The sequence below is a fragment of the Acinetobacter sp. RF15B genome, assembly GCF_007558235.1.
GTDB lineage: Bacteria > Pseudomonadota > Gammaproteobacteria > Pseudomonadales > Moraxellaceae > Acinetobacter > Acinetobacter lwoffii_C.
This window is the reverse complement of sequence record NZ_VLSR01000004.1, coordinates 149,496-168,363: the sequence shown is the minus strand read 5'-3', so window position 1 is coordinate 168,363 and position 18,868 is coordinate 149,496. Positions and strand designations below refer to the sequence as shown.

Sequence of the window (18,868 nt, the reverse complement as noted above, 5' to 3'; positions counted from 1 at the left end):
TTCCCTGTTTCGCAAGGGCTGAGTGAGGGGGTAGAGCAGGATTTATAGGGTTAAACAGAATCATTGAACAATGATTGAGGTGATGCCTGTTTGAAACCTAGAAACAGTACAGCCCTTTGCTTGTTGGAGAGGATGCTGACCCGATTTCCATTTTGAGGAAGAATCTACATGAACCTCGGTTCAATATTAGAAAAATTTAAACATTCATCTTTAGAACTCGAAGAAAGTATTCACCATACCTTAAAGGAACTGGTACAGTTTTCTGAACAGATTCCTTTGCCTGCCTCTGGCGATACCTTAAAACGCTGGCAAATTCTGGCTGAAGTTTCTGCGACCAACTTAAGCCTGGGCAAACTGTTTGAGTCCCATCTGGATGCGCTGGCTATTTTACATGAACTTCATATTCCGGCCGATTCGGGGCGGCTCTGGGCAATCTGGGCTGCAGAAGGCGGACCTCAACCGCTGCAACTGGAACAGGGCAAATTAAGTGGAAGCAAGCCTTGGTGTTCAGCCGCAGCCTGGGTAGATTCCGCCTTGGTCACTTGTCGAAATGAACATCATCAGTCGCAGCTCCTGATTCTGGATATGTTGCAACCCGGTATTCATTACCATCAGCAGCATTGGCATGCAGTCGGAATGCAGCATACCGGCACCAGCCGTCTTGAATTGGATCAGGTCGCGGTACAAGCAGTCGCAGCACCGCATGCTTATCTGGAGCGTGCCGGATTCTGGCATGGTGCAGCAGGGGTGGCAGCATGCTGGTATGGGGCCACCGTCGCTGTGGCTCAGTATTTAAAACAGGGCGTATTAAACCGGCCCCATCTTTATACAGCCATGTATTTGGGCGAGGTCAGTCGTGAGCTCTTGGCAACGCGTGCCATGTTCCATCAAGTGGCACAGCAGATTGACCAGTATCCCGAACAGTCTCATGAACTGAAAGTTCGCAGCCTGCGCGCTCAAGTCGAGGCAAGTGCACTTCATGTGCTGAACATGGTAGGCAAAGCGCTAGGTGCGACGCCGTTTTGTGAAAATGCTCATTTCGCCCGTCTGGTTGCAGATCTTCCGGTGTTTATCAGGCAAAGTCATGCGGCGTTTGATCTGGAGCGTATCGGTGAACTAAGTGCACAGGAGGAGGAGCAGACCTTATGGCAACTCTAGTTCATGAGATCGTAGGAGATCGGGTAATTCACGGGGAGGGGACGCCTAAAGAGCAATGGCTGTCCTGCCCGATCTTGCAGCAGCTTCCTGCATTCGATATTCAGGCCATAATTCCAATGGGGTCGCGGGTCTGTATTATTGCGCCACATCCGGATGATGAAATTCTGGGGTGTGGCGGTCTGATCCAGCGCCTGGATCAGGCCGGGTATCCAGTCACGATTTTTGCAGTGACCAATGGGACTGCCAGTCATCCTGATTCCAGTCTTTATAGCCCGGCGCAACTCGATCAGATTCGGCCATATGAAACACGGCAAGCCTTAGCAGCACTACAGTTGCAGCAGAGCGTAGAACGAATTGCACTACAAATTCAGGATGGAGAAGTAATTGAACAGCGTGAACTGCTTAAACAGCGTCTAAAAGCACAACTACAGCCCCATGATGTACTGGTGACGACCTTTATTCATGACGGACATCCTGATCATGAAGGGACTGCGCAGGTGATACAGGATTTGGCGACAGAATTGCAGCGGCCTTGTATACAGGTGCTGATTTGGGCATGGCACTGGGCCCAGCCGGGTGATGCACGGATAAACTGGAACATTGCCCATAAACTTCAGCTTAGTACTACCGAATTAAGTCATAAGCGACGAGCCGCGCAGTGTTTTAAGAGTCAGCTGGAAATGGACCCGACGACCGGACAGCCGCCAATCCTATCCGGTTATGCGCTGCAACGTCTTTTACAACCATGGGAGGTCTATCTGTATGAACAGTAAATTGACCTATCAGCAGGAATATTTCGATCGTCTCTATCGTATTAATCAGGGTGATCCCTGGCACTATGAACAGCGCTGGTATGAACAGCGCAAACGCCAGATTTGTCTGGCCATTTTACCCCAGCCATCTTTTGATTCGGCGATTGAAATCGGTTGTAGCAACGGTGTATTTGCAGAGGAACTGGCGCAGCGCAGTAAGGGGCTGGTCTGTCTGGATGCGCATGCCACGGCGGTTGAGATGGCTCGGCAACGGTTGCGGTCTTATGGACATGTTAATGTACAGCAAGGCATCATCCCGTTGGACTTGCCAAAGCGGAAGTTCCAGCTCATTGTGGTGAGTGAGATTCTATATTATCTGGACCCACATAGTCTGGAACAGGTACTCCAATGGTTACATGAGGCGCTCGATGCTGGGGGCTGTCTTTTGGCCTGTCATTGGCGCGCCCCGATTGTCGACTTTCATTTTAATGGCGATGTCATCCATGCGTATTTAAAAGAAAACTTGCAATATCGTCAGGTATTACATCTGGAAGAGGCTGATTTTCTGGTCGATCTGTGGGTAAATGCCGCTCAATCCGTGGCAGAGCAAGAGGGCTTGAAATGAAAAAGATCGGTGTGGTCATTCCTGCTTGCAATGAGGAAGCTTATATTGAACGCTGTTTATTGGCCTTAAAAACAGCCCAACTTGAATTTTTTCAATCGCTTGAATCAGTAGAAAGTCTATTTGAGATTAAGATTTTAGTCGTCTTAGACACTTGTACCGATCAGACTGCGCAAAAAGTCCAGAAAATGGCGGTTGAAAGCATCCAGTGTGATTTTCAGTGTGTAGGCAAAACCCGTCATTTAGGCATCCAGCAACTCATTGCTCAAGGCTGTGATTGGATCTGCTGCACCGATGCAGACTCTCGAGTGCAGCCGGACTGGTTTAAAGTCATGTTAGAGCATCAACCCACTGAGGTGATTTGCGGAGTAGTCGAGCTGGATGAGTGGGATCATTTAAGCCCGGGAACCCGTTTTAAGTACTTGAGCCATTATCAGGATAGAATGAATCATCACCATGTTCATGGTGCAAATTTATGTTTTAAATCAGATGTATATATAAAAAACCAAGGCTTTGAACAGCTGGCTTGTCATGAAGATGTAGAGTTCATTCAGCGTCTGGAACGGGCAAATGTCCAGATCACCTGGTCTAACCGTTTAAGAGTGCTGACCAGTAGTCGTTTGAACTCAAAAGTGACAGAAGGCTTTGCCAGTTTCTTGCAAAATTTAGAGACTCAGGAGACAGTCGAAAAACCGATCATTGTTTACAAATAAAACAATAAAATTATAAAATTTATACAATCAAACACTTGTAAGAAAATATTAAAAAATCTGTTTTCTGCCTATTTTATTTCATTTCATTTTATATATAATTCACGCAAATTAAGCCCTACCTACTTATATCTCCAAGCTATAAGTAGGTGGGGTTTTTCTATGGATGCTCGGTAATGGATGCCTGAATTTTCTTTGGAACAACATCATGTTAAATCCAACTTTACGTGCTCGACTTCAGTCTCCATCACCCTATCTATGGCAAAAGATTGCAACGGCTTTATGTTTTTTCAGTCTGGGTTTTAGTACGGCAGCGTGGGCACCGCTTATTCCTTATGCCCAGCAACGTCTTTTTCTGAACCATGCAGATTTCGGCTTATTATTGCTGTGCGCGGGCATTGGTTCAATGCTGGCTATGCCACTGGCGGGGCGTCTGGCAAATAAATTTGGCTGTCGTCCGGTTTTAGCAGTCATTCTTGCAGCATTCCTGTTTATTTTACCGGCTTTGGCTGCCAGTCCAAACACCCTAATTATGGCAATCAGCCTATTTTTCTTTGGTGCCAGTGCTGGTGCGCTGGGGGTAACGGTCAACCTTCAGGCTGCTCAAATTGAAAAATACGTGGGTAAAAGCCTGATGTCTGGTTTCCATGGCGTATGCAGTCTGGGTGGTCTGGCAGGTGTGCTGGGGATGACGACTTTAATGGGATTCGGCCTGCTCCCTTTAATGGGTGCGGTAACTATCAGTATAATTTTGCTGCTTATTACCATGGTAGCTATTCCATTTTGCCTGGGTCGTGCTGCGCCAGCAATCAAGGAAGATATAACTGAAACTGCGCATGAAGTAACTAAAAAATCACGTCCAACCTGGGCCATTCTCGGTATTGGTCTGATCTGTTTCGTGGCTTTTCTGTCCGAAGGGGCGGCCATGGACTGGAGCGGAATTTATTTGGCGACCGAGTTCAGCTTGCCAGCTGCACAAACCGGCTTGGCTTATAGCTTTTTCGCTGCCTTGATGGTGCTGGGGCGTTTTAGCGGACATTTGTTCATTCAGGTTTTAGGTGAGAAAACCACGATTCTGTTGAGTGCATTGCTGGCAGCAACAGGTTTATTTATTGTGGTATTTGCACCTGTCTGGCCTATGGTACTGGTGGGTTATGCGGTGTTAGGACTGGGCAGTGCCAATATCGTTCCCTTGATGTTTTCACGTGCAGGCCGTCAAAAGACTTTGGCCTCCCACGTGGCTTTGTCTTATGTATCAGTCTTTGCTTATACCGGCTCATTAATTGGACCGGCTCTGGTGGGTTTTGGGAGTGAAATAGTCGGTTTAAGTGTGGTCTTTACTGTAGTGGCCTTCGGCCTGTTAAGTATTGTCATCCTGAACCATCTGACTGCGGACCAACAACCTGTAGAACAGCCAGAAGCAGCTCTGCCTGTACTGGAAAATGAAACACCAGCATAAAGCTGGTGTTTTTTTACGGTGCAGCGATTAGCCATGTACACTGAACTGGGTCGAAATCCCCGCAGCCAGCGGACGGTAAATTCGCAAACTTTGGGCTTTTTTTAGATCGGTCAGGAACTGATCACGCCAGCGCATAATGTCGAAGTTTTTAAGACCTTGCTGCAAATAACGATAACGCTCTATACGTTCTGATTTAGACATCCGTAAGGCTTTTTTTAATGCCTTATTCATGCTGTCATGATCATAAGGATCGACCAGTAAAGCCTCTTTCATCTGCTCGGCAGCGCCCGCATATTTGGACAGGATCAGTACGCCCGGATCTTTCGGATCCTGGGCAGCAATATATTCTTTCGCCACCAGATTCATCCCATCCCGGATGGAGTTTACCCAGCAAATATCAGCATGTCGGTATAGGTGCATCAGGCTTTCATGACCGAGCGTATTAAAACTGCACTCAAAAGGCAGCCAGTCTGCTGAACCATGTTGCTGATTCAATTGCTCTACAGCGGACTGGAACTGTTGATACAGGTTTTGATAGGTTTTTACATCCAGCCGGCAAGGGCAGGCAATCTGTAGCTGCTGGAATTGGCCTTTAAACTCCGGTTGATCTTCCAGCAAGCTTTGCAAGGCGCCAATTTTTTCCAGTAAACCTTTACTATAGTCAATTCGGTCAACTGAGATAATAGTTTTATAAGATTGCGTTTCAGTCAAGTGAAATGGAAGTTCCGTCTGCTGACTGGCTGCCGCCTGTTTCTGAATTTGTACCGGATGCACGCCAATTGGATAACATTTCACATTAATCCGTCTAGATTGATAATTTAGAATCTCATCATTGCGGTGCCCAAGATGCAGCATCTGTTCCAGAAAATGAATACAGTTCATCTGGTCACGCGGGGTTTGAAAGCCGAGCACGTCGTAATTTGCCAGATGATGGGCCAAATCCCGATGAGGAGGAAGCGTCTGCCAGAGTTTCAATTCCGGAAATGGAATATGCAAAAAGAAACCAATCCGGTTACGCATGCCGAGCTTGCGACAATAATGTGCCACACTGAGAAAATGATAATCATGAATCCAGATGATGTCATGTGGCGAAGCAATCTGTTTCAGGTGTTTGGCAAAACGTAAATTTACCTCTTTATATATCTTGAAATCCTGAGGCTGATAATCTACCAGTTGATGCTGATCATGCATCAGTGGCCACAAGGCATTATTGGCAAAACCACAATAAAATCCCTGATACTGGGACTCAGTCAATGGACTGGTATGATATTCGACATTCTGAAACTTCTGAATCTGAAATTTTTGCTCCTTGACCTGTTCAGTTCTTGAACCGTTCCAGCCTGCCCAGATTCCGCCGATATCCTGCAAAGCATCCTGCAATGCGACAGCCAATCCACCAGCTTTCATGTTATCTGGGTTAGGTAGATTCACACGATTTGATAACACGATGAGTTTTGACATGTGATTTCTCCGATAATTGTTGTTCTTGTGCTTTGAGTGATGTTAAAAATATTTCCAGAAAAGCTTGCACTTGGGACACATTTTCTAATCTGTATTGCGCCGCGGTTACTCCGCTGCCGACTTTAATGGAACAGCCCTTCAATGCGTTAATGGCCTGAAAACCGGCTTCGTCGGTCAGGTCATCGCCGATAAAAATGGGATAAGCAGTGGGGGAGTGATATTGCTGCATGATCTGCTGAATGGCTGAGCCTTTGTTTGCACCTTGAGGTACAAGTTCAAAGACATATTTGCCAGGTTTTAGCTCAAACTCTGGAAACTGAGACAGGCAGTTTAAAGCCAGTGTATGTGCTGCCTGTTCCATGTCCGGATGTTCACGAAAATGGAGGGCAACGGAGTAGCGTTTAACTTCAATTCTCAGTTGGGTAAGCTGCCGTGCATGAGTTTGAATATAGTCTTTTAATTGTTGAAGCCGTTCTGGATTTAATTGAATTAATGTTTTTAACTCAGACTGATATCTTAATTCCAGGCCATGTGAACCTACGATATTCCATTTAAATGGATGAATAAGATTTTGCGCCTGTATAATAGAACGGCCAGTAACTAATATAAGGGTGAGGTAGGTTTGTAATTGTTTAAGTAAATCTATAATTTCACTACTAATAATACTTTTTTCTGGATCAGGGTTAAACTCAGAGATTGTTCCATCAATATCAAGAAATAAAACCAAGTCTTGAGAATAAATCTCTGATGGGCAAGTATTTATAATCGTATTTGGCGACATATAAAAAGAAGCTTCAGATGAATCTTCTATAACTTGCTCCGAATGCTTGAACATTATAAATCTGCCTAAGTAATTGATATAGGGTTAAATAAATATTAAATTTTGACTTGTTTGGTTTTTGATCTTCTAGATTTATAACATATTATTTTTATTGATTCGGTCTTCAATGCAGAAACCAAACACTTTTAGTGTGTATCTTTACTTTGTAAAATTTCGAAATATTTAGGCGATTTAAATATTATATTTTCTGAGTGTATGATTATTTATTTTATTAGAAAAATGTATATTTATGTAATTATAATAAATTAATTAACTGAAACTTTAAAATGCTTTAAATTTTCCTTTAGAATATAAAACACGTTGTGTTTTGGAAATGTTTTAAATTTAACGATTTAAAGTGACTTTTTATTTAAAGTTCTACTTAAGGTTATTGGAGGTAAAATAGAATACCTTGATACAAGCAGATAAATTTTTTCTGACTTTAAATCAGAGTTATGGAGCTGAGACTTAATTGATGAACCTGATATGGATCAAGAGTCAAAATAAATGCAAACAGCAAAGCCCTGATTTTAAGACCTGCCAAGTGTTGATCTTGAAAAGAACCTGAAGACAGTTTAGTCATCTACAGCAGACCAATATCATTTCAGACCATACAGCAAAATAAAATATTAGGCAGTTGACGAAATGGAACATGCCAGCTATTCACGCTGAAAGTGAGAAATACTGCCGGCCATTTGGTAGGTAGAGCTATCATTTTGTACACAGCAGCTTTGCTCTATAAGCCAATGATCAGAGTTTTTGAAACCTTGGCTTTAGCAGAATCTGGAGGAGGTATTAAATTCTTTCAGACCAGAATAAAGTCTCTGTCGAGCCGATTATTTTTATTTAAAGTACACGCCAAATCTTGTTTTCATCTTTTAAAGCAACAGTAAAATTAAAATCATCGTCCTTACTCACCAGCAGGCTGGTAGGAGTCTGCATCAGGACTTTCAGAACTGTACCTGTTTCAAATACCAAAGGAGGACAGTTTTCTTTTTCCAGTGTTACAGGCTTCAGCAGTTCGATGACTGATTTTTCCATTTTTTATCTCCCCGCGGTCAATGAATTTTTATAGGCCTAATCATAACATATTTTGTGAAAATTCAACTGTTTCTATAAAAAATGAGAACTTTATCAATTATTTCCTGATTAATTTCAGTAGATTAAAAAAACATATGCTACATAGAAAAGATAAAAATAGTATCTTGGTAATTTTCCATTCGATAAAAATTCTTTATTTTAACCCTTAAAATTATGAGAGCCAAAGATGCCCCAAAACTAAAGATAAAATTGAATGACTGAAGTGAAGAAGAGGGGAGGCGGCTATAGTATGATGGCTTATTCATGGAGAGTGACTGGGTTTTCTGTCTCGTCTAGCTCAGCATATATTTTGTCGCCCAGCTCGACCAAGTGCCAACACCCCCCTGTATTTAGAATAAATTTAATCTAAAAGAATAAATTATATTTAAGGCATTAATGTTTTATATTCATCTGTTGTTTTTTGCATTAAATTGAAAAATAATGCTGTCGCAGGTTCTCAAGCTAAAAATAAGAATACACTGTGCTTCATTTCTGAACCAGAGATAAAAGGAGAGTTATACCTCTATGTTCAAGTCATTTTTTCCGCAACCGGTCTGGTTTTTCAGCAGTCTGGTCTTGTGGTTTCTAATCAATCTCGGCCTTTGGCATAGCGGTGGTTCAGGCTGGGGGGGGTATCTCGGCTTGGCACAAGGGTATCAGGATGCAACTCTTCCTATTGGAATTAACCGCTTCTGGACCCCGAAATTTATCTGGTTTTATCTATGGTTCTTTGTCGCTACCACTTTGTTTGCTTTGTTTTGGCGGTTTAAAGCTCATCACCCATGGCAGCGCTGGTCCGTCTGGGGATCAGCTTTTATCCTGTTTAATATCTGGTTTGGCGTACAGGTCAATGTGGTGCTGAACGAATGGTATAATCCGTTTTATAACCAGATTCAGAATATGCTCAGTCAAGGTGGAGGGGATGTAAAGTTTCTTTACCAGGAGGCATTGACCTTTATTTATATTGCCATGATTTATGTCACGCTGGCAGTCTTTAACCTGTTTTTTGTCAGCCATTATGTATTCCGCTGGCGTACTGCAATGAATGATTATTACACTGCACACTGGGAAAAACTGCGTCATATTGAAGGGGCATCACAGCGTATTCAGGAAGATACCATGCGTTTTGCCAAGACCACCGAGCAGCTTAGTGTTTCCCTGATTGAATCCCTTATGTTATTAATGGCTTTTTTGCCTGTTTTGTACCAACTGTCCTCGCATGTAAAAGTTTTGCCTTTTGTCGGGGAGATTCAACATAGTTTGGTGTGGGCATCAATTGGTTGGGCGGCACTGGGAACGGTGATCTTGATAATCGTTGGCATGAAGCTGCCAGGACTGGAATTTAATAACCAGAAAGTAGAAGCTGCCTATCGAAAAGAGCTAGTTTACGGCGAAGATTATGAAGATCGTGCCCATCCTTTGACCTTGCAGGAACTTTTTAGCCGGGTACGCTGGAACTATTTCCGTTTATATTTCCATTATGCCTATTTCAATATGGTGCGGATCTGGTATTTGCAGCTCGATAATATTTACGGACTATTTATTTTGTTCCCAAGTATTGCTGCGGGCACGATTACGCTGGGCTTAATGATGCAAATCATGAATGTTTTTGGCAAAGTTCGCGAGTCTTTTCAATACCTGATTATGTCTTGGCCGACGATTATTGAACTCTTGTCGATCTATAAACGTTTGAAAGCGTTTGAATCTCATATTAAATAAATGAGTTTTAAAATATTTAATTTTAAGGCCAAACATTCAAAGTGTGGCCTTTTTTTATTTTTCAGGAGAAAGCGAGAAAATGAGCCAACAAATTCAACTGTTTTCTCTTATCTCGTGTCTGAGAGATCAGTATGACTGCTATTTTAATTTACATACTGGGTGTATATAAAATAAGAATTTTACATATTTGAAATGATTCAATTTTTTAATCTCATCTAGAGGATATAGAAGAAGTGAATCAATGTTCATCTTTAATAAAATAATAAAAAGATCTTGAGTATATTTAGAATGGATAACCGAACAACTCGTTTCTTCGGTCTTTAGGTGAGCAGGTTGTGGTTAAAATTTAAATACAGTGATTTGTCCGATTGATGAACCATTAAAATGTTAACAAAATCCATTTTTATAAAACAAAGGTTGTCATATTTAACACCTTTGGCGATGATCTGTGCGAATGTTTACTTTAATTCCGATATTTATCAATATCTTGTGATTGTTGTTTTTTTGTATTTGCTATATGTTATAGCTTAATCCGGGTTGAGATGTTTGCTGTGCAATTAAAATTCATCATTCTAACAATAAGTACAATAATTTTAGCGGGCTGTAATAGTATGATGCCCTCAAAACCCAAGGCTTTGCACCCTTTTGTTAGCCCTCAAGAAGTGATTGTCAAAAAAAATTTAAACTTAGAAAATGGTCAGGCAAAAGAGTATGTCTATGTATGGGACGCAGCCAGACAGCACCTGGAACCGCAATCTTTATATCCCCGTACCGTCCTCAGCCAGTATTGTCATGAACAGGGCGGGAAGTTTTCCCTGTTACATCGAAGCCGCCTAAGTCTGGTCAAAGAGAATGCCCAAAGAAGCAGTCTAAATAAAAATCGTTATGTCACCCAAGGGATTGGTGCCTATCAGTGCCATCTGTCGAGCCAGGCACAAAAAAACTGGATTGTATCGATTGAGCCTGTTTCCGAGCGCCAGCAGGATAAGAAGGGCACGCGGGCAGTACGTTTATTGACACAGATGTTCACGTTGAATGAAGCGCATAATTTTTATCAGGCTCATAAGACCGCCTCTAAAGCCAGGAAACCGGGCAATGATAAAGCAGAAGCTAAAACTACCGTGAAAGAGGTCGAGAAAGCTGATGTTGATAAAAAAGAAACAGATAAACAAGAAAGTAAAGTACCTCTAGAACAGCCTGCAGTTGTAACGCGCCGTAAAGTGGAAACGCCACAACAGCAGCAGATGAAGCTCTATGTGGTAGCCCGTCGTGATATTAATAGCGGTAAAAACCTGAACAATGCCTGTAATAATGCGCAACGTGCTTATAATTATGGCAAGTTACAAGGAACAGAAGGCACCCGGGTATATACCGAGTCGGGAATGCTGGTGGCGCGCTGCCTGAATGGTATTCCTGCTTATGCGAATCGCTTCCCGAACTCTAAAGCTCAGGCCAAGCGAGTGTTGCAAAACTTGGCGACTCACTATAATCATAGTGGTGCGAAGAATATGCTGAAGCAAATCAATTAGATGTTTTTCTTGATCAATGAGGTTTAAGCAGTTGCAATTATGATAGGAAAGATTCTAAACCCGCTTAGAGTCCAGCAAGTTTAGAATCTTTGGCATAAAGCATTAAAGGCGAATGGTGGCGCCTAAAGCTTTAACAAATTGTGCCATCCAAGCCGGGTGAGCAGGCCATGCAGGCGCAGTAACCAGATGACCATCGGTAACCGCTTCAGTAACAGCAATGTCGGCATATTGACCGCCTGCCAATTTCACTTCAGCAGCGCAAGCAGGATAAGCAGAACAGACACGGCCTTTTAATACATCAGCAGCGGCTAAAAGCTGCGCGCCATGACACACCGCAGCAATCGGTTTTTGTGCTGCATCAAATTCACGCACAATCTCGACCACACGATCATTCATACGCAAGTATTCAGGCGCACGTCCACCAGGAATGACCAGTCCCACATACTCCCGTGAATTTACCGCAGTAAAATCATAGTTAATGGCAAAGTTATGACCGCGTTTTTCGCTATAAGTTTGCTCGCCTTCAAAGTCATGAATGGCTGTTGCAATGCTATCTCCCGCTTTTTTGTCAGGACACACTGCATGCACGGTATAGCCTAGGCCAGTCAGAAACTGAAATGGCACCATAGTTTCATAATCTTCGGCATAGTCGCCAACCAGCATCAGAATTTGCTTAGACATGTTTTTCCCCTCGAAAAGTATACTTTTACTGTTTTAGCGAACCTTAGCATAAGTAGGTGACAGTGATAAGAAAATGGAAACCTTCTTTGGTCGAATAAAAATAGTTCTTAAAATCATGGAATTTTGAGCTAAGTAAAAGAATAATATTTATTTTTACAGATGGATAACAGGTGAGCAGAGGCGGTTTGTGATACAAAGAATTCATTGTTAATAGGAGTTTGCCTGATGTCTCGTAGTGTATTCACGGCTGTTCGCCACACATTTTCCCGTATGGGCTGTGCTGCTGTCATGGCGCTTGCTTTATGCGGTGCAACTCAACTTGCATCGGCCGGGCCAACGGTGGATCAGTTGAGTGATTGTCTGGTGAAATCGACCACAACAACGGATAAGACGATGGTGTTGCAATGGACTTTTGTGGCATTGTCTGCACATCCAGACCTGAAAGGTTTTAGCAATGTGTCTGCACAGCAGCGAGAAAGTCTGGATCGAAATCTGGCATCGGTATTACAGCGTATTTTAGTTGAACAATGTTCGGCACAGACCAAAGCAGTGATTCAGGCAGAAGGCTTGCCAGCTGTCGGTAATAGTTTTCAGGAGCTAGGCAGTATTACGGGTGAAGAAATTCTAAAAACTCCAGCAGTGAAAGAGCAGCTCAAGGGCGTGGTACGATATATTGATTTAAATAAATTGGTGATGACATTTTTGACACCGGATGTGTGGAATAAGTTAGGGTCGATGTGAGAGGAATAAGTGGTTTTTGAGTTTATTTGAAGATAGCGATGATGATTTTAATCAGCCAGTAAATGGGGGAGAAGATCACTTCAGCTCCATAGGAAAATCTATCCGCGTTGTTTTCTACGGGGTTCAGGTTTTATTTCAGAGAGCCATTTACAGTTTTTAGGAACAATGAGCAAAAAGACAATAACAACTGCGAATATGTCAATTACTACTTGAATGATGGTAAGTAAGAGTTCGGTTGTCATTTTTGTTTTTCTTAAGTGTTTTTGAGTTTATAGTATAAATAGTAATCCTCTACCTAATCCTCGCTTGTGTTTCTTTTTTAGAAATACCTCTCCCTAACCCTCACTTGCGCTTCGTTTTAAAAGCAGTGCTGTAAAACTCGCTCAGGAGAGGGAATTTCGCTTATTAAATTGAGAACATGACAAGTCTCCCCCTTCTCAAAGGAGGATTTAAAGTGATTGGCGACGTTAATAAGTCCTAAGTTTGAGTCCGGCGATAGAAGATACTATCTTTGATAGTCATGTTGTTTTTGGTGTGAAATATTTAGATTAATTCTATGATTAAAGTTATGGAAATTAAATGATAATCTTTCTCCCTTTGATTTTTAAGTTTTACTATTTTGTGGGTTATAATTTAATCCATAGCTGATTAATACAAAGAGGCGAAATTTATATGGGGATTGCTGAACAGGATGTTAATGCACGTTTAATTTTACTTGTATACGAAGCATTATTAAGATCTTTTTGGAGAAAACAAACCTTAAAGAGTTTTTTAAGAAATACAGGTATAAGCGAGCATATAATTTCAAGTTGGGGAGTTGGAGAAACAAAACGTGAATTTTTAGATAGGTTGTTTACTGCCCTATCAAAAAATCAGAAAGGTAAATCTGTTGTGCTTAAATGGGCTCATGAATTATCTGAACAAAGAACTTTTCCTGATCTTCGAGGATTTGAAGATTCAGATCTAAAAATACAGCAAGCACATAAGTCTATTATAGAATTGAGATCTTATATAAATCATAAATTAGATGAACTCAAAGCGGAAGAACAAAAGCAAAAGACAAAAGAGAACCTTAAAGAAATCCAAAAAGAAATTAGAAAGTCACTTGTTGATAGAGAGGGGCTACAACAGCAACTTCATGGCCTATTACCATCAGTCGGCACTCAACAAGGGGGATATGATTTTGAAAAATGGTTTTATGAAGCCTTGGATTACTCAGATATTCAATGTAGGAGACCGTATAAAGTAGATGGCCGACAAATAGATGGTTCATTAACGATAGATGGGACTACTTACTTAGTTGAATTAAAGTTTACGAAAAACCAAACAGGATCTGGGGATATTGATAGTTTTAAAGCTAAAATTGATAAAATGGCTGACAACACAATGGGTATCTTTGTTTCGATGTCTGGTTATTCTTGTCAAGCGATTAAGGAAGCCTCAGGTAGGAAGACAACACTTTTACTTCTAGATTCGAGTCATTTATTCACTTTCTTACAAGGCATAGAAACGTTGAAAAATATTATAAGAAGAAGTAGGCGTCATGTTTCACAAACTTCTGAAGCCTTATTAAACACTCATTATATAGAATAAAAAAACCCGCTCTAAAGCGGGTTTTCTTTTAAAGAAAAATCAGATTAACCAATCAATTTCTTCATCAATTCATTCACTTGAGCAGGGTTAGCTTTACCCTTAGACGCTTTCATTACTTGACCAACCAGACCGTTGAACGCTTTATCTTTACCAGATTTATATTCTTCAACCATCTTCTCGTTGGCAGCAAGCACTTCCTTAATAATCGCTTCAATCGCACCTGTATCAGTTTCCTGTTTCAAGCCTTTCTCAGCAATAATCTCGTCCGCAGTTTTGCCTTCGTCCCACATGAAACCGAATACCTGTTTCGCGATCTTACCACTAATGGTGTTGTCCACAATACGCGCGATCATGCCGCCAAGTTTCTCCGCAGATACAGGAGAATCGGCTAAATCTAAGCCTGCTTTGTTGAGTGCCCCTGAGAATTCACCCATGACCCAGTTTGCAGCAATCTTACCTTGTGCAGCACCACCAGCAGCAGCGACAACTTCTTCGTAGAACTCTGACATTTCACGCGTTAGTGTAAGCACATGAGCATCGTACTCAGTCACACCAAAGTCCGCCACGAAACGCGCACGACGTGCCGCAGGAAGTTCAGGCATGGTTGCTTTAATGGCTTCAATTTGCTCGTCTGCAATGATCACAGGTAACAAGTCTGGGTCAGGGAAGTAACGGTAATCGTTCGCTTCTTCTTTCGAGCGCATAGAACGGGTTTCCATCTTCACCGGGTCAAACAGACGCGTTTCCTGATCAATGGTGCCGTCCCATTCGAGAATTTCCATTTGACGCTCAATTTCAACATTAATCGCCTGTTCAATGAAACGGAATGAGTTCAGGTTTTTCAGCTCGCAACGGGTACCAAACGGTTGACCCGGACGGCGTAACGACACGTTACAGTCGGCACGGAACGAACCTTCCGCCATGTTACCGTCAGAAATACCTAACCAGCGTACCAGTGTATGAATGGCTTTAATATAAGCCACTGCTTCTTCGACCGAACGCATATCCGGTTCAGATACGATTTCAAGCAGCGGTGTACCGGCACGGTTTAAATCGATACCAGACATGCCTTCAAACTGGTCATGAATCGATTTACCTGCATCTTCCTCTAAATGCGCACGTGTTACGCCAATGCGTTTAACTGTGCCATCGTCCAGCTGGATATCGATATGACCGAGGCCCACAATCGGGTTGTCCATCTGGCTGATCTGGTAGCCTTTAGGCGAATCTGGGTAAAAGTAGTTTTTACGTGCAAATACAGAAGCCTGGTCGATATAAGCATCAATTCCCAAACCAAAGCGAATGGCAAGATCAACCACTTCCTTGTTCAATACCGGTAGTACGCCCGGCATAGCAAGGTCCACCAAACTGGCTTGGGTATTTGGATCTTGACCGAATTCAGTAGAAGAACCCGAGAAGATTTTAGATTTGGTCGCCAGTTGCGTATGGATTTCGATCCCAATGACAACTTCCCAGCCATCAATTAAATTTGACTTTGGTTTTTTTTGAGCTTGAGCCATTATGCGTTCTCCTCAGCAATTGCCGCGCGTTCGGTATGCCAGTCTGTGGCTTGCTGGTACTGATGGACCACAGACAACAATTGAGATTCTGACCAGTAGTTACCAATCAGTTGTAAGCCAACTGGCAAGTGGTCTTGGTCAAAACCAACAGGCGCGTTAATCGCAGGAAGACCTGCCAGGTTCACTGCGAGGGTATAGATATCACCCAAATACATTTCCGTTGGGCTTAGATTAGCACCAATCTTATAAGCTGTAGTTGGTGCAGATGGTGCAGCAATCACATCTACATTTTCAAAGGCTTTTAAGAAGTCTTGCTGGATCAGGCGACGGACTTTTTGCGCTTTTACATAGTAAGCATCGTAATAACCCGCCGACAGAGCATAGGTCCCGATCAGGATACGGCGTTGTACTTCAGCACCAAAACCTTCAGAGCGTGAGCGTTTGTACAAGTCCATCAAGTCCACAGGATTCTCTGCACGGTAGCCATAACGCACGCCGTCATAGCGAGATAAGTTTGAAGAAGCTTCGGCAGGTGCGATCAGGTAGTAGGTCGGTACATAGCTTTCAGTCATGTTGAGATCAATCTCAACCAGAATGGCGCCCATGTCTTCCAGTTTTTTTAAGGATTCTTCAACACGTGCCTTCACATCGGCAGCCAAACCTTCAACATTGAAGTACTGCTTTGGAATACCAATGCGTAAGCCTTTGACTGATGTGCCATTGAGGTTTGCTACATAATCATCTACTTCTTTATTGATTGAAGTAGAGTCTTTAGCATCATGACCGGCCATCACGTTCATCAGATAAGCACAGTCTTCAGCCGAACGTGCTATTGGGCCGCCTTGGTCCAGTGATGATGCGTACGCGATCATACCGAAACGCGATACCCGGCCATAAGTCGGTTTCAGACCAGTCAGACCACAGAAAGAGGCGGGCTGACGGATTGAACCACCTGTATCAGTACCGGTTGCGAAGGGTGCCAGATCAGCCGCTACAACCGCAGCAGAACCACCTGAAGAACCACCTGGAACATGATCTAAAGCCCAAGGGTTTTTGGTCGCGCCAAAGTAAGATGACTCGGAAGTTGAACCCATGGCAAACTCGTCCATGTTCACTTTACCAAGCGTCACCAGGCCCGCAGCTTTAGCTTTCGCTACAACGGTTGCGTCGTAAGGAGAGATAAAATTGTCCAGCATTTTAGAACCGGCAGTGGTTTTAATGCCTTGGGTACAGAAAATATCTTTGTGTGCAATCGGAATCCCGGTCAGTGCGGTTGCATTTCCGGCTTTAATGGCCGCATCTGCGGCATCGGCTTGCGCTAAGGCTTGTTCAGCAGTGACAGTCACATAAGACTTCACCTGAGCATCAATCTTTTCAATGCGCTTTAAATAATGTGCAGTTAATTCGCGGGATGAAAACTGGGCATTGGCCAGGCCTTCACTAAGTTCACGAATGGATAAGCGATGTAAATCTGTCATGAGAAATAATTCTTTACGTTTAATTTAATAAAAAGAATGAACTGGGTAGTAATTACTCAATTACGCGCGGGACGAGATATAAGCCGTCCTGAACTGCAGGGGCAATGGCCTGGTACTGCTCGCGATGATTGCTTTCCGACACGACATCTTCACGTAATGGCTGCGGGTGATCGAAAGGGCTTTTTAGCGGCTCAACACCGTCTGTATCGATGCCTTTCAGGGTTTCCATCATGCCTAAAATTTTATTTAAACTTTGAGCATATTCAGCAGATTGCGTATCATTAAGAGATAACCTTGCGAGGTGGGCAATAGCTGAAACTGTTTCTGCATTTAAATCTGCAGAAGACTGTGCATCCGATGTAGACATAATATTACCTAATCAGTATTAAAAAATTCAAATTATCATGCGTTATGATAAGCGATTGACTTGTCCAAATCATCACATTTAGTTAAAGTGGCCACCTTGCGTCCATATAAAGTTTAACTGAGAACGTCCCCGTGATTCTAAAACGACTAATAGGCTTGTTTTCGCCAGATCTCGCTATTGATTTAGGTACTGCAAATACACTTATTTATGCGCCAGGACGAGGCATTATATTAAATGAACCGACGGTTGTAGCCATCCGTCATAGCGGTTCACATAAAATTGTTGCTGCTGTAGGTCTTGACGCGAAACAAATGCTCGGTCGTACGCCTGCAAATATCTCTGCAATTCGTCCGATGAAAGATGGTGTAATTGCAGATTTTGAAGTGACCGAAACCATGTTAAATCAGTTCATTGGTAAGGTACACGAAAAACGTTTATTTCCGCCAGCACCGCGTGTCGTGGTCTGTGTGCCATGTAAATCGACTCTGGTTGAACGCCGGGCGATCCGCGAGGCGGTATATAATGCCGGTGCGCGTGAAGTCCGTCTGATTGAAGAGCCGATGGCAGCGGCAATTGGTGCAGGTATGCCGGTTGAGCAGGCCTGTGGTTCCATGGTGGTTGATGTTGGTGGGGGTACGACTGAAATCGCCATCATCTCGCTACAAGGCTGTGTCTATGCAGATTCGCTGCGTATCGGCGGTGATGTATTCGATGAGCAGATCATCAACTACGTGCGTAAGGCACATGGCTGCGTGATTGGTGAAACCACAGCTGAAGTGATCAAGAAAGAAGTGGGTATGGCATTGCCAGATGAAGGTGAAAAGCCACTGGAAATTGAAGTCCGCGGCCGTAACCTCGCAGAAGGTGTGCCACGTGCGATTGTGGTGAATTCGGATGAAGTCACTCAGGCCATTTCTGATCCCCTACAAAATATTGTCTCAGCAGTCAAATCTGCGCTTGAACAAACTCCACCAGAACTGTCTTCGGACATTGCTGAACGCGGTATTGTGTTAACAGGCGGTGGCGCATTGCTCCGTAACCTTGACAAGTTGTTAGCCAAGGAAACCGGCCTGCCTGTAGTGGTTGCTGAAGATCCACTGTCATGCGTGACCCGTGGTGGTGGCAAGGTACTCGAGTTCTTCGATAATCCAAATCACGACATGTTATTTGTAGGCTAA

The 18,868-nt window shown here is 43.0% G+C and carries 17 protein-coding genes; 10 read left to right on the top strand and 7 right to left on the bottom strand.

Features of this window, described 5'->3' with window-relative positions; translation table 11 throughout:
* Window positions 1-168 precede the first annotated feature (168 nt).
* The 5 genes from E2K74_RS04525 to E2K74_RS04505 all read left to right on the top strand — a co-directional run bounded on the left by E2K74_RS04525 (window position 169) and on the right by E2K74_RS04505 (window position 4,701).
* The gene (locus tag E2K74_RS04525; RefSeq protein WP_151206504.1) at window positions 169-1,158 is read left to right on the top strand and encodes an acyl-CoA dehydrogenase family protein; all 990 of its coding nucleotides are present in this window, start codon (window positions 169-171) and stop codon (window positions 1,156-1,158) included.
* Window positions 1,146-1,931: a PIG-L deacetylase family protein gene (locus E2K74_RS04520; RefSeq protein WP_151206502.1), complete on the top strand. Its 786-nt coding sequence runs from the start codon at window positions 1,146-1,148 to the stop codon at window positions 1,929-1,931. The genes E2K74_RS04525 and E2K74_RS04520 overlap by 13 nt, the downstream gene beginning before the upstream one ends.
* Window positions 1,921-2,535 carry a class I SAM-dependent DNA methyltransferase gene (locus tag E2K74_RS04515; protein WP_151206500.1) on the top strand — a complete coding sequence of 205 codons (615 nt, stop codon included), beginning with the start codon at window positions 1,921-1,923 and terminating at the stop codon, window positions 2,533-2,535. The genes E2K74_RS04520 and E2K74_RS04515 overlap by 11 nt, the downstream gene beginning before the upstream one ends.
* Complete coding sequence (locus E2K74_RS04510) at window positions 2,532-3,245, top strand: glycosyltransferase (protein WP_151206498.1); 714 nt, start codon at window positions 2,532-2,534, stop codon at window positions 3,243-3,245. Before E2K74_RS04515 ends, E2K74_RS04510 begins: the two co-directional genes overlap by 4 nt.
* A 205-nt stretch (window positions 3,246-3,450) precedes the next feature.
* Window positions 3,451-4,701, top strand: a complete 1,251-nt coding sequence (locus tag E2K74_RS04505; protein WP_151206496.1) for an MFS transporter — start codon at window positions 3,451-3,453, stop codon at window positions 4,699-4,701.
* A gap of 27 nt (window positions 4,702-4,728) precedes the next feature.
* On the opposite strand, the gene E2K74_RS04500 is transcribed toward E2K74_RS04505, so the two are convergent.
* The 3 genes from E2K74_RS04500 to E2K74_RS04490 form a co-directional block, all read right to left on the bottom strand.
* A complete protein-coding gene (locus E2K74_RS04500) occupies window positions 4,729-6,162 on the bottom strand; it encodes an alpha,alpha-trehalose-phosphate synthase (UDP-forming) (RefSeq protein ID WP_151206494.1) in 1,434 nt (477 codons plus the stop codon).
* Window positions 6,119-7,000: a trehalose-phosphatase gene (gene otsB, locus E2K74_RS04495; RefSeq protein WP_413773034.1), complete on the bottom strand. Its 882-nt coding sequence runs from the start codon at window positions 6,998-7,000 to the stop codon at window positions 6,119-6,121. The genes E2K74_RS04500 and otsB overlap by 44 nt, the downstream gene beginning before the upstream one ends.
* Before the next feature lie 828 nt (window positions 7,001-7,828).
* The gene (locus tag E2K74_RS04490; RefSeq protein WP_151206490.1) at window positions 7,829-8,023 is read right to left on the bottom strand and encodes a hypothetical protein; all 195 of its coding nucleotides are present in this window, start codon (window positions 8,021-8,023) and stop codon (window positions 7,829-7,831) included.
* A gap of 564 nt (window positions 8,024-8,587) precedes the next feature.
* Between E2K74_RS04490 and sbmA the strand changes: the two genes are divergently transcribed.
* Both sbmA and E2K74_RS04480 read left to right on the top strand, forming a co-directional pair.
* Complete coding sequence (gene sbmA, locus E2K74_RS04485; RefSeq protein ID WP_151206488.1) at window positions 8,588-9,781, top strand: peptide antibiotic transporter SbmA; 1,194 nt, start codon at window positions 8,588-8,590, stop codon at window positions 9,779-9,781.
* A gap of 611 nt (window positions 9,782-10,392) precedes the next feature.
* Window positions 10,393-11,310 (top strand): hypothetical protein, encoded by a 918-nt coding sequence (locus tag E2K74_RS04480; protein ID WP_227548004.1) that lies wholly within the window; start codon window positions 10,393-10,395, stop codon window positions 11,308-11,310.
* Window positions 11,311-11,412: 102 nt separating this feature from the next.
* Here the strand turns inward: E2K74_RS04480 and E2K74_RS04475 are convergent, their stop codons facing one another.
* A complete protein-coding gene (locus E2K74_RS04475; protein WP_151206484.1) occupies window positions 11,413-11,991 on the bottom strand; it encodes a DJ-1/PfpI family protein in 579 nt (192 codons plus the stop codon).
* A gap of 225 nt (window positions 11,992-12,216) precedes the next feature.
* Between E2K74_RS04475 and E2K74_RS04470 the strand changes: the two genes are divergently transcribed.
* Together E2K74_RS04470 and E2K74_RS04460 are read left to right on the top strand one after the other, a co-directional pair.
* Window positions 12,217-12,732: a hypothetical protein gene (locus E2K74_RS04470; protein WP_151206482.1), complete on the top strand. Its 516-nt coding sequence runs from the start codon at window positions 12,217-12,219 to the stop codon at window positions 12,730-12,732.
* 672 nt (window positions 12,733-13,404) lie between these two features.
* Window positions 13,405-14,325 carry a restriction endonuclease gene (locus E2K74_RS04460; RefSeq protein ID WP_227548003.1) on the top strand — a complete coding sequence of 307 codons (921 nt, stop codon included), beginning with the start codon at window positions 13,405-13,407 and terminating at the stop codon, window positions 14,323-14,325.
* Window positions 14,326-14,369: 44 nt separating this feature from the next.
* Here the strand turns inward: E2K74_RS04460 and gatB are convergent, their stop codons facing one another.
* Genes gatB through gatC form a run of 3 tightly spaced genes read right to left on the bottom strand, consistent with a single transcriptional unit; the run spans window position 14,370 to window position 17,690 of the window.
* Window positions 14,370-15,845, bottom strand: a complete 1,476-nt coding sequence (gatB, locus tag E2K74_RS04455) for an Asp-tRNA(Asn)/Glu-tRNA(Gln) amidotransferase subunit GatB (protein ID WP_151206480.1) — start codon at window positions 15,843-15,845, stop codon at window positions 14,370-14,372.
* Window positions 15,845-17,323 carry an Asp-tRNA(Asn)/Glu-tRNA(Gln) amidotransferase subunit GatA gene (gatA, locus tag E2K74_RS04450; RefSeq protein ID WP_151206478.1) on the bottom strand — a complete coding sequence of 493 codons (1,479 nt, stop codon included), beginning with the start codon at window positions 17,321-17,323 and terminating at the stop codon, window positions 15,845-15,847. The genes gatB and gatA overlap by 1 nt, the downstream gene beginning before the upstream one ends.
* Before the next feature lie 52 nt (window positions 17,324-17,375).
* On the bottom strand, window positions 17,376-17,690 hold the full coding sequence (gene gatC, locus E2K74_RS04445) for an Asp-tRNA(Asn)/Glu-tRNA(Gln) amidotransferase subunit GatC (protein WP_151205525.1): 315 nt from the start codon (window positions 17,688-17,690) through the stop codon (window positions 17,376-17,378).
* 131 nt (window positions 17,691-17,821) lie between these two features.
* On the opposite strand from gatC, the gene E2K74_RS04440 reads away from it, so the two are divergent.
* Window positions 17,822-18,868 carry a rod shape-determining protein gene (locus E2K74_RS04440; protein WP_151206476.1) on the top strand — a complete coding sequence of 349 codons (1,047 nt, stop codon included), beginning with the start codon at window positions 17,822-17,824 and terminating at the stop codon, window positions 18,866-18,868.

What these genes read in the sequence shown, in the direction of transcription:
- E2K74_RS04500 (WP_151206494.1), bottom strand. Translation starts at nt 6,162, where the DNA reads ATGTCAAAACTCATCGTGTTATCAAATCGTGTGAATCTACCTAACCCA.
- E2K74_RS04460 (WP_227548003.1), top strand. Translation starts at nt 13,405, where the DNA reads ATGGGGATTGCTGAACAGGATGTTAATGCACGTTTAATTTTACTTGTA.
- E2K74_RS04490 (WP_151206490.1), bottom strand. Translation starts at nt 8,023, where the DNA reads ATGGAAAAATCAGTCATCGAACTGCTGAAGCCTGTAACACTGGAAAAA.
- E2K74_RS04505 (WP_151206496.1), top strand. Translation starts at nt 3,451, where the DNA reads ATGTTAAATCCAACTTTACGTGCTCGACTTCAGTCTCCATCACCCTAT.
- E2K74_RS04470 (WP_151206482.1), top strand. Translation starts at nt 12,217, where the DNA reads ATGTCTCGTAGTGTATTCACGGCTGTTCGCCACACATTTTCCCGTATG.
- E2K74_RS04475 (WP_151206484.1), bottom strand. Translation starts at nt 11,991, where the DNA reads ATGTCTAAGCAAATTCTGATGCTGGTTGGCGACTATGCCGAAGATTAT.
- sbmA (WP_151206488.1), top strand. Translation starts at nt 8,588, where the DNA reads ATGTTCAAGTCATTTTTTCCGCAACCGGTCTGGTTTTTCAGCAGTCTG.
- gatB (WP_151206480.1), bottom strand. Translation starts at nt 15,845, where the DNA reads ATGGCTCAAGCTCAAAAAAAACCAAAGTCAAATTTAATTGATGGCTGG.
- E2K74_RS04480 (WP_227548004.1), top strand. Translation starts at nt 10,393, where the DNA reads ATGATGCCCTCAAAACCCAAGGCTTTGCACCCTTTTGTTAGCCCTCAA.
- E2K74_RS04520 (WP_151206502.1), top strand. Translation starts at nt 1,146, where the DNA reads ATGGCAACTCTAGTTCATGAGATCGTAGGAGATCGGGTAATTCACGGG.
- E2K74_RS04515 (WP_151206500.1), top strand. Translation starts at nt 1,921, where the DNA reads ATGAACAGTAAATTGACCTATCAGCAGGAATATTTCGATCGTCTCTAT.
- E2K74_RS04525 (WP_151206504.1), top strand. Translation starts at nt 169, where the DNA reads ATGAACCTCGGTTCAATATTAGAAAAATTTAAACATTCATCTTTAGAA.
- gatC (WP_151205525.1), bottom strand. Translation starts at nt 17,690, where the DNA reads ATGTCTACATCGGATGCACAGTCTTCTGCAGATTTAAATGCAGAAACA.
- E2K74_RS04510 (WP_151206498.1), top strand. Translation starts at nt 2,532, where the DNA reads ATGAAAAAGATCGGTGTGGTCATTCCTGCTTGCAATGAGGAAGCTTAT.
- gatA (WP_151206478.1), bottom strand. Translation starts at nt 17,323, where the DNA reads ATGACAGATTTACATCGCTTATCCATTCGTGAACTTAGTGAAGGCCTG.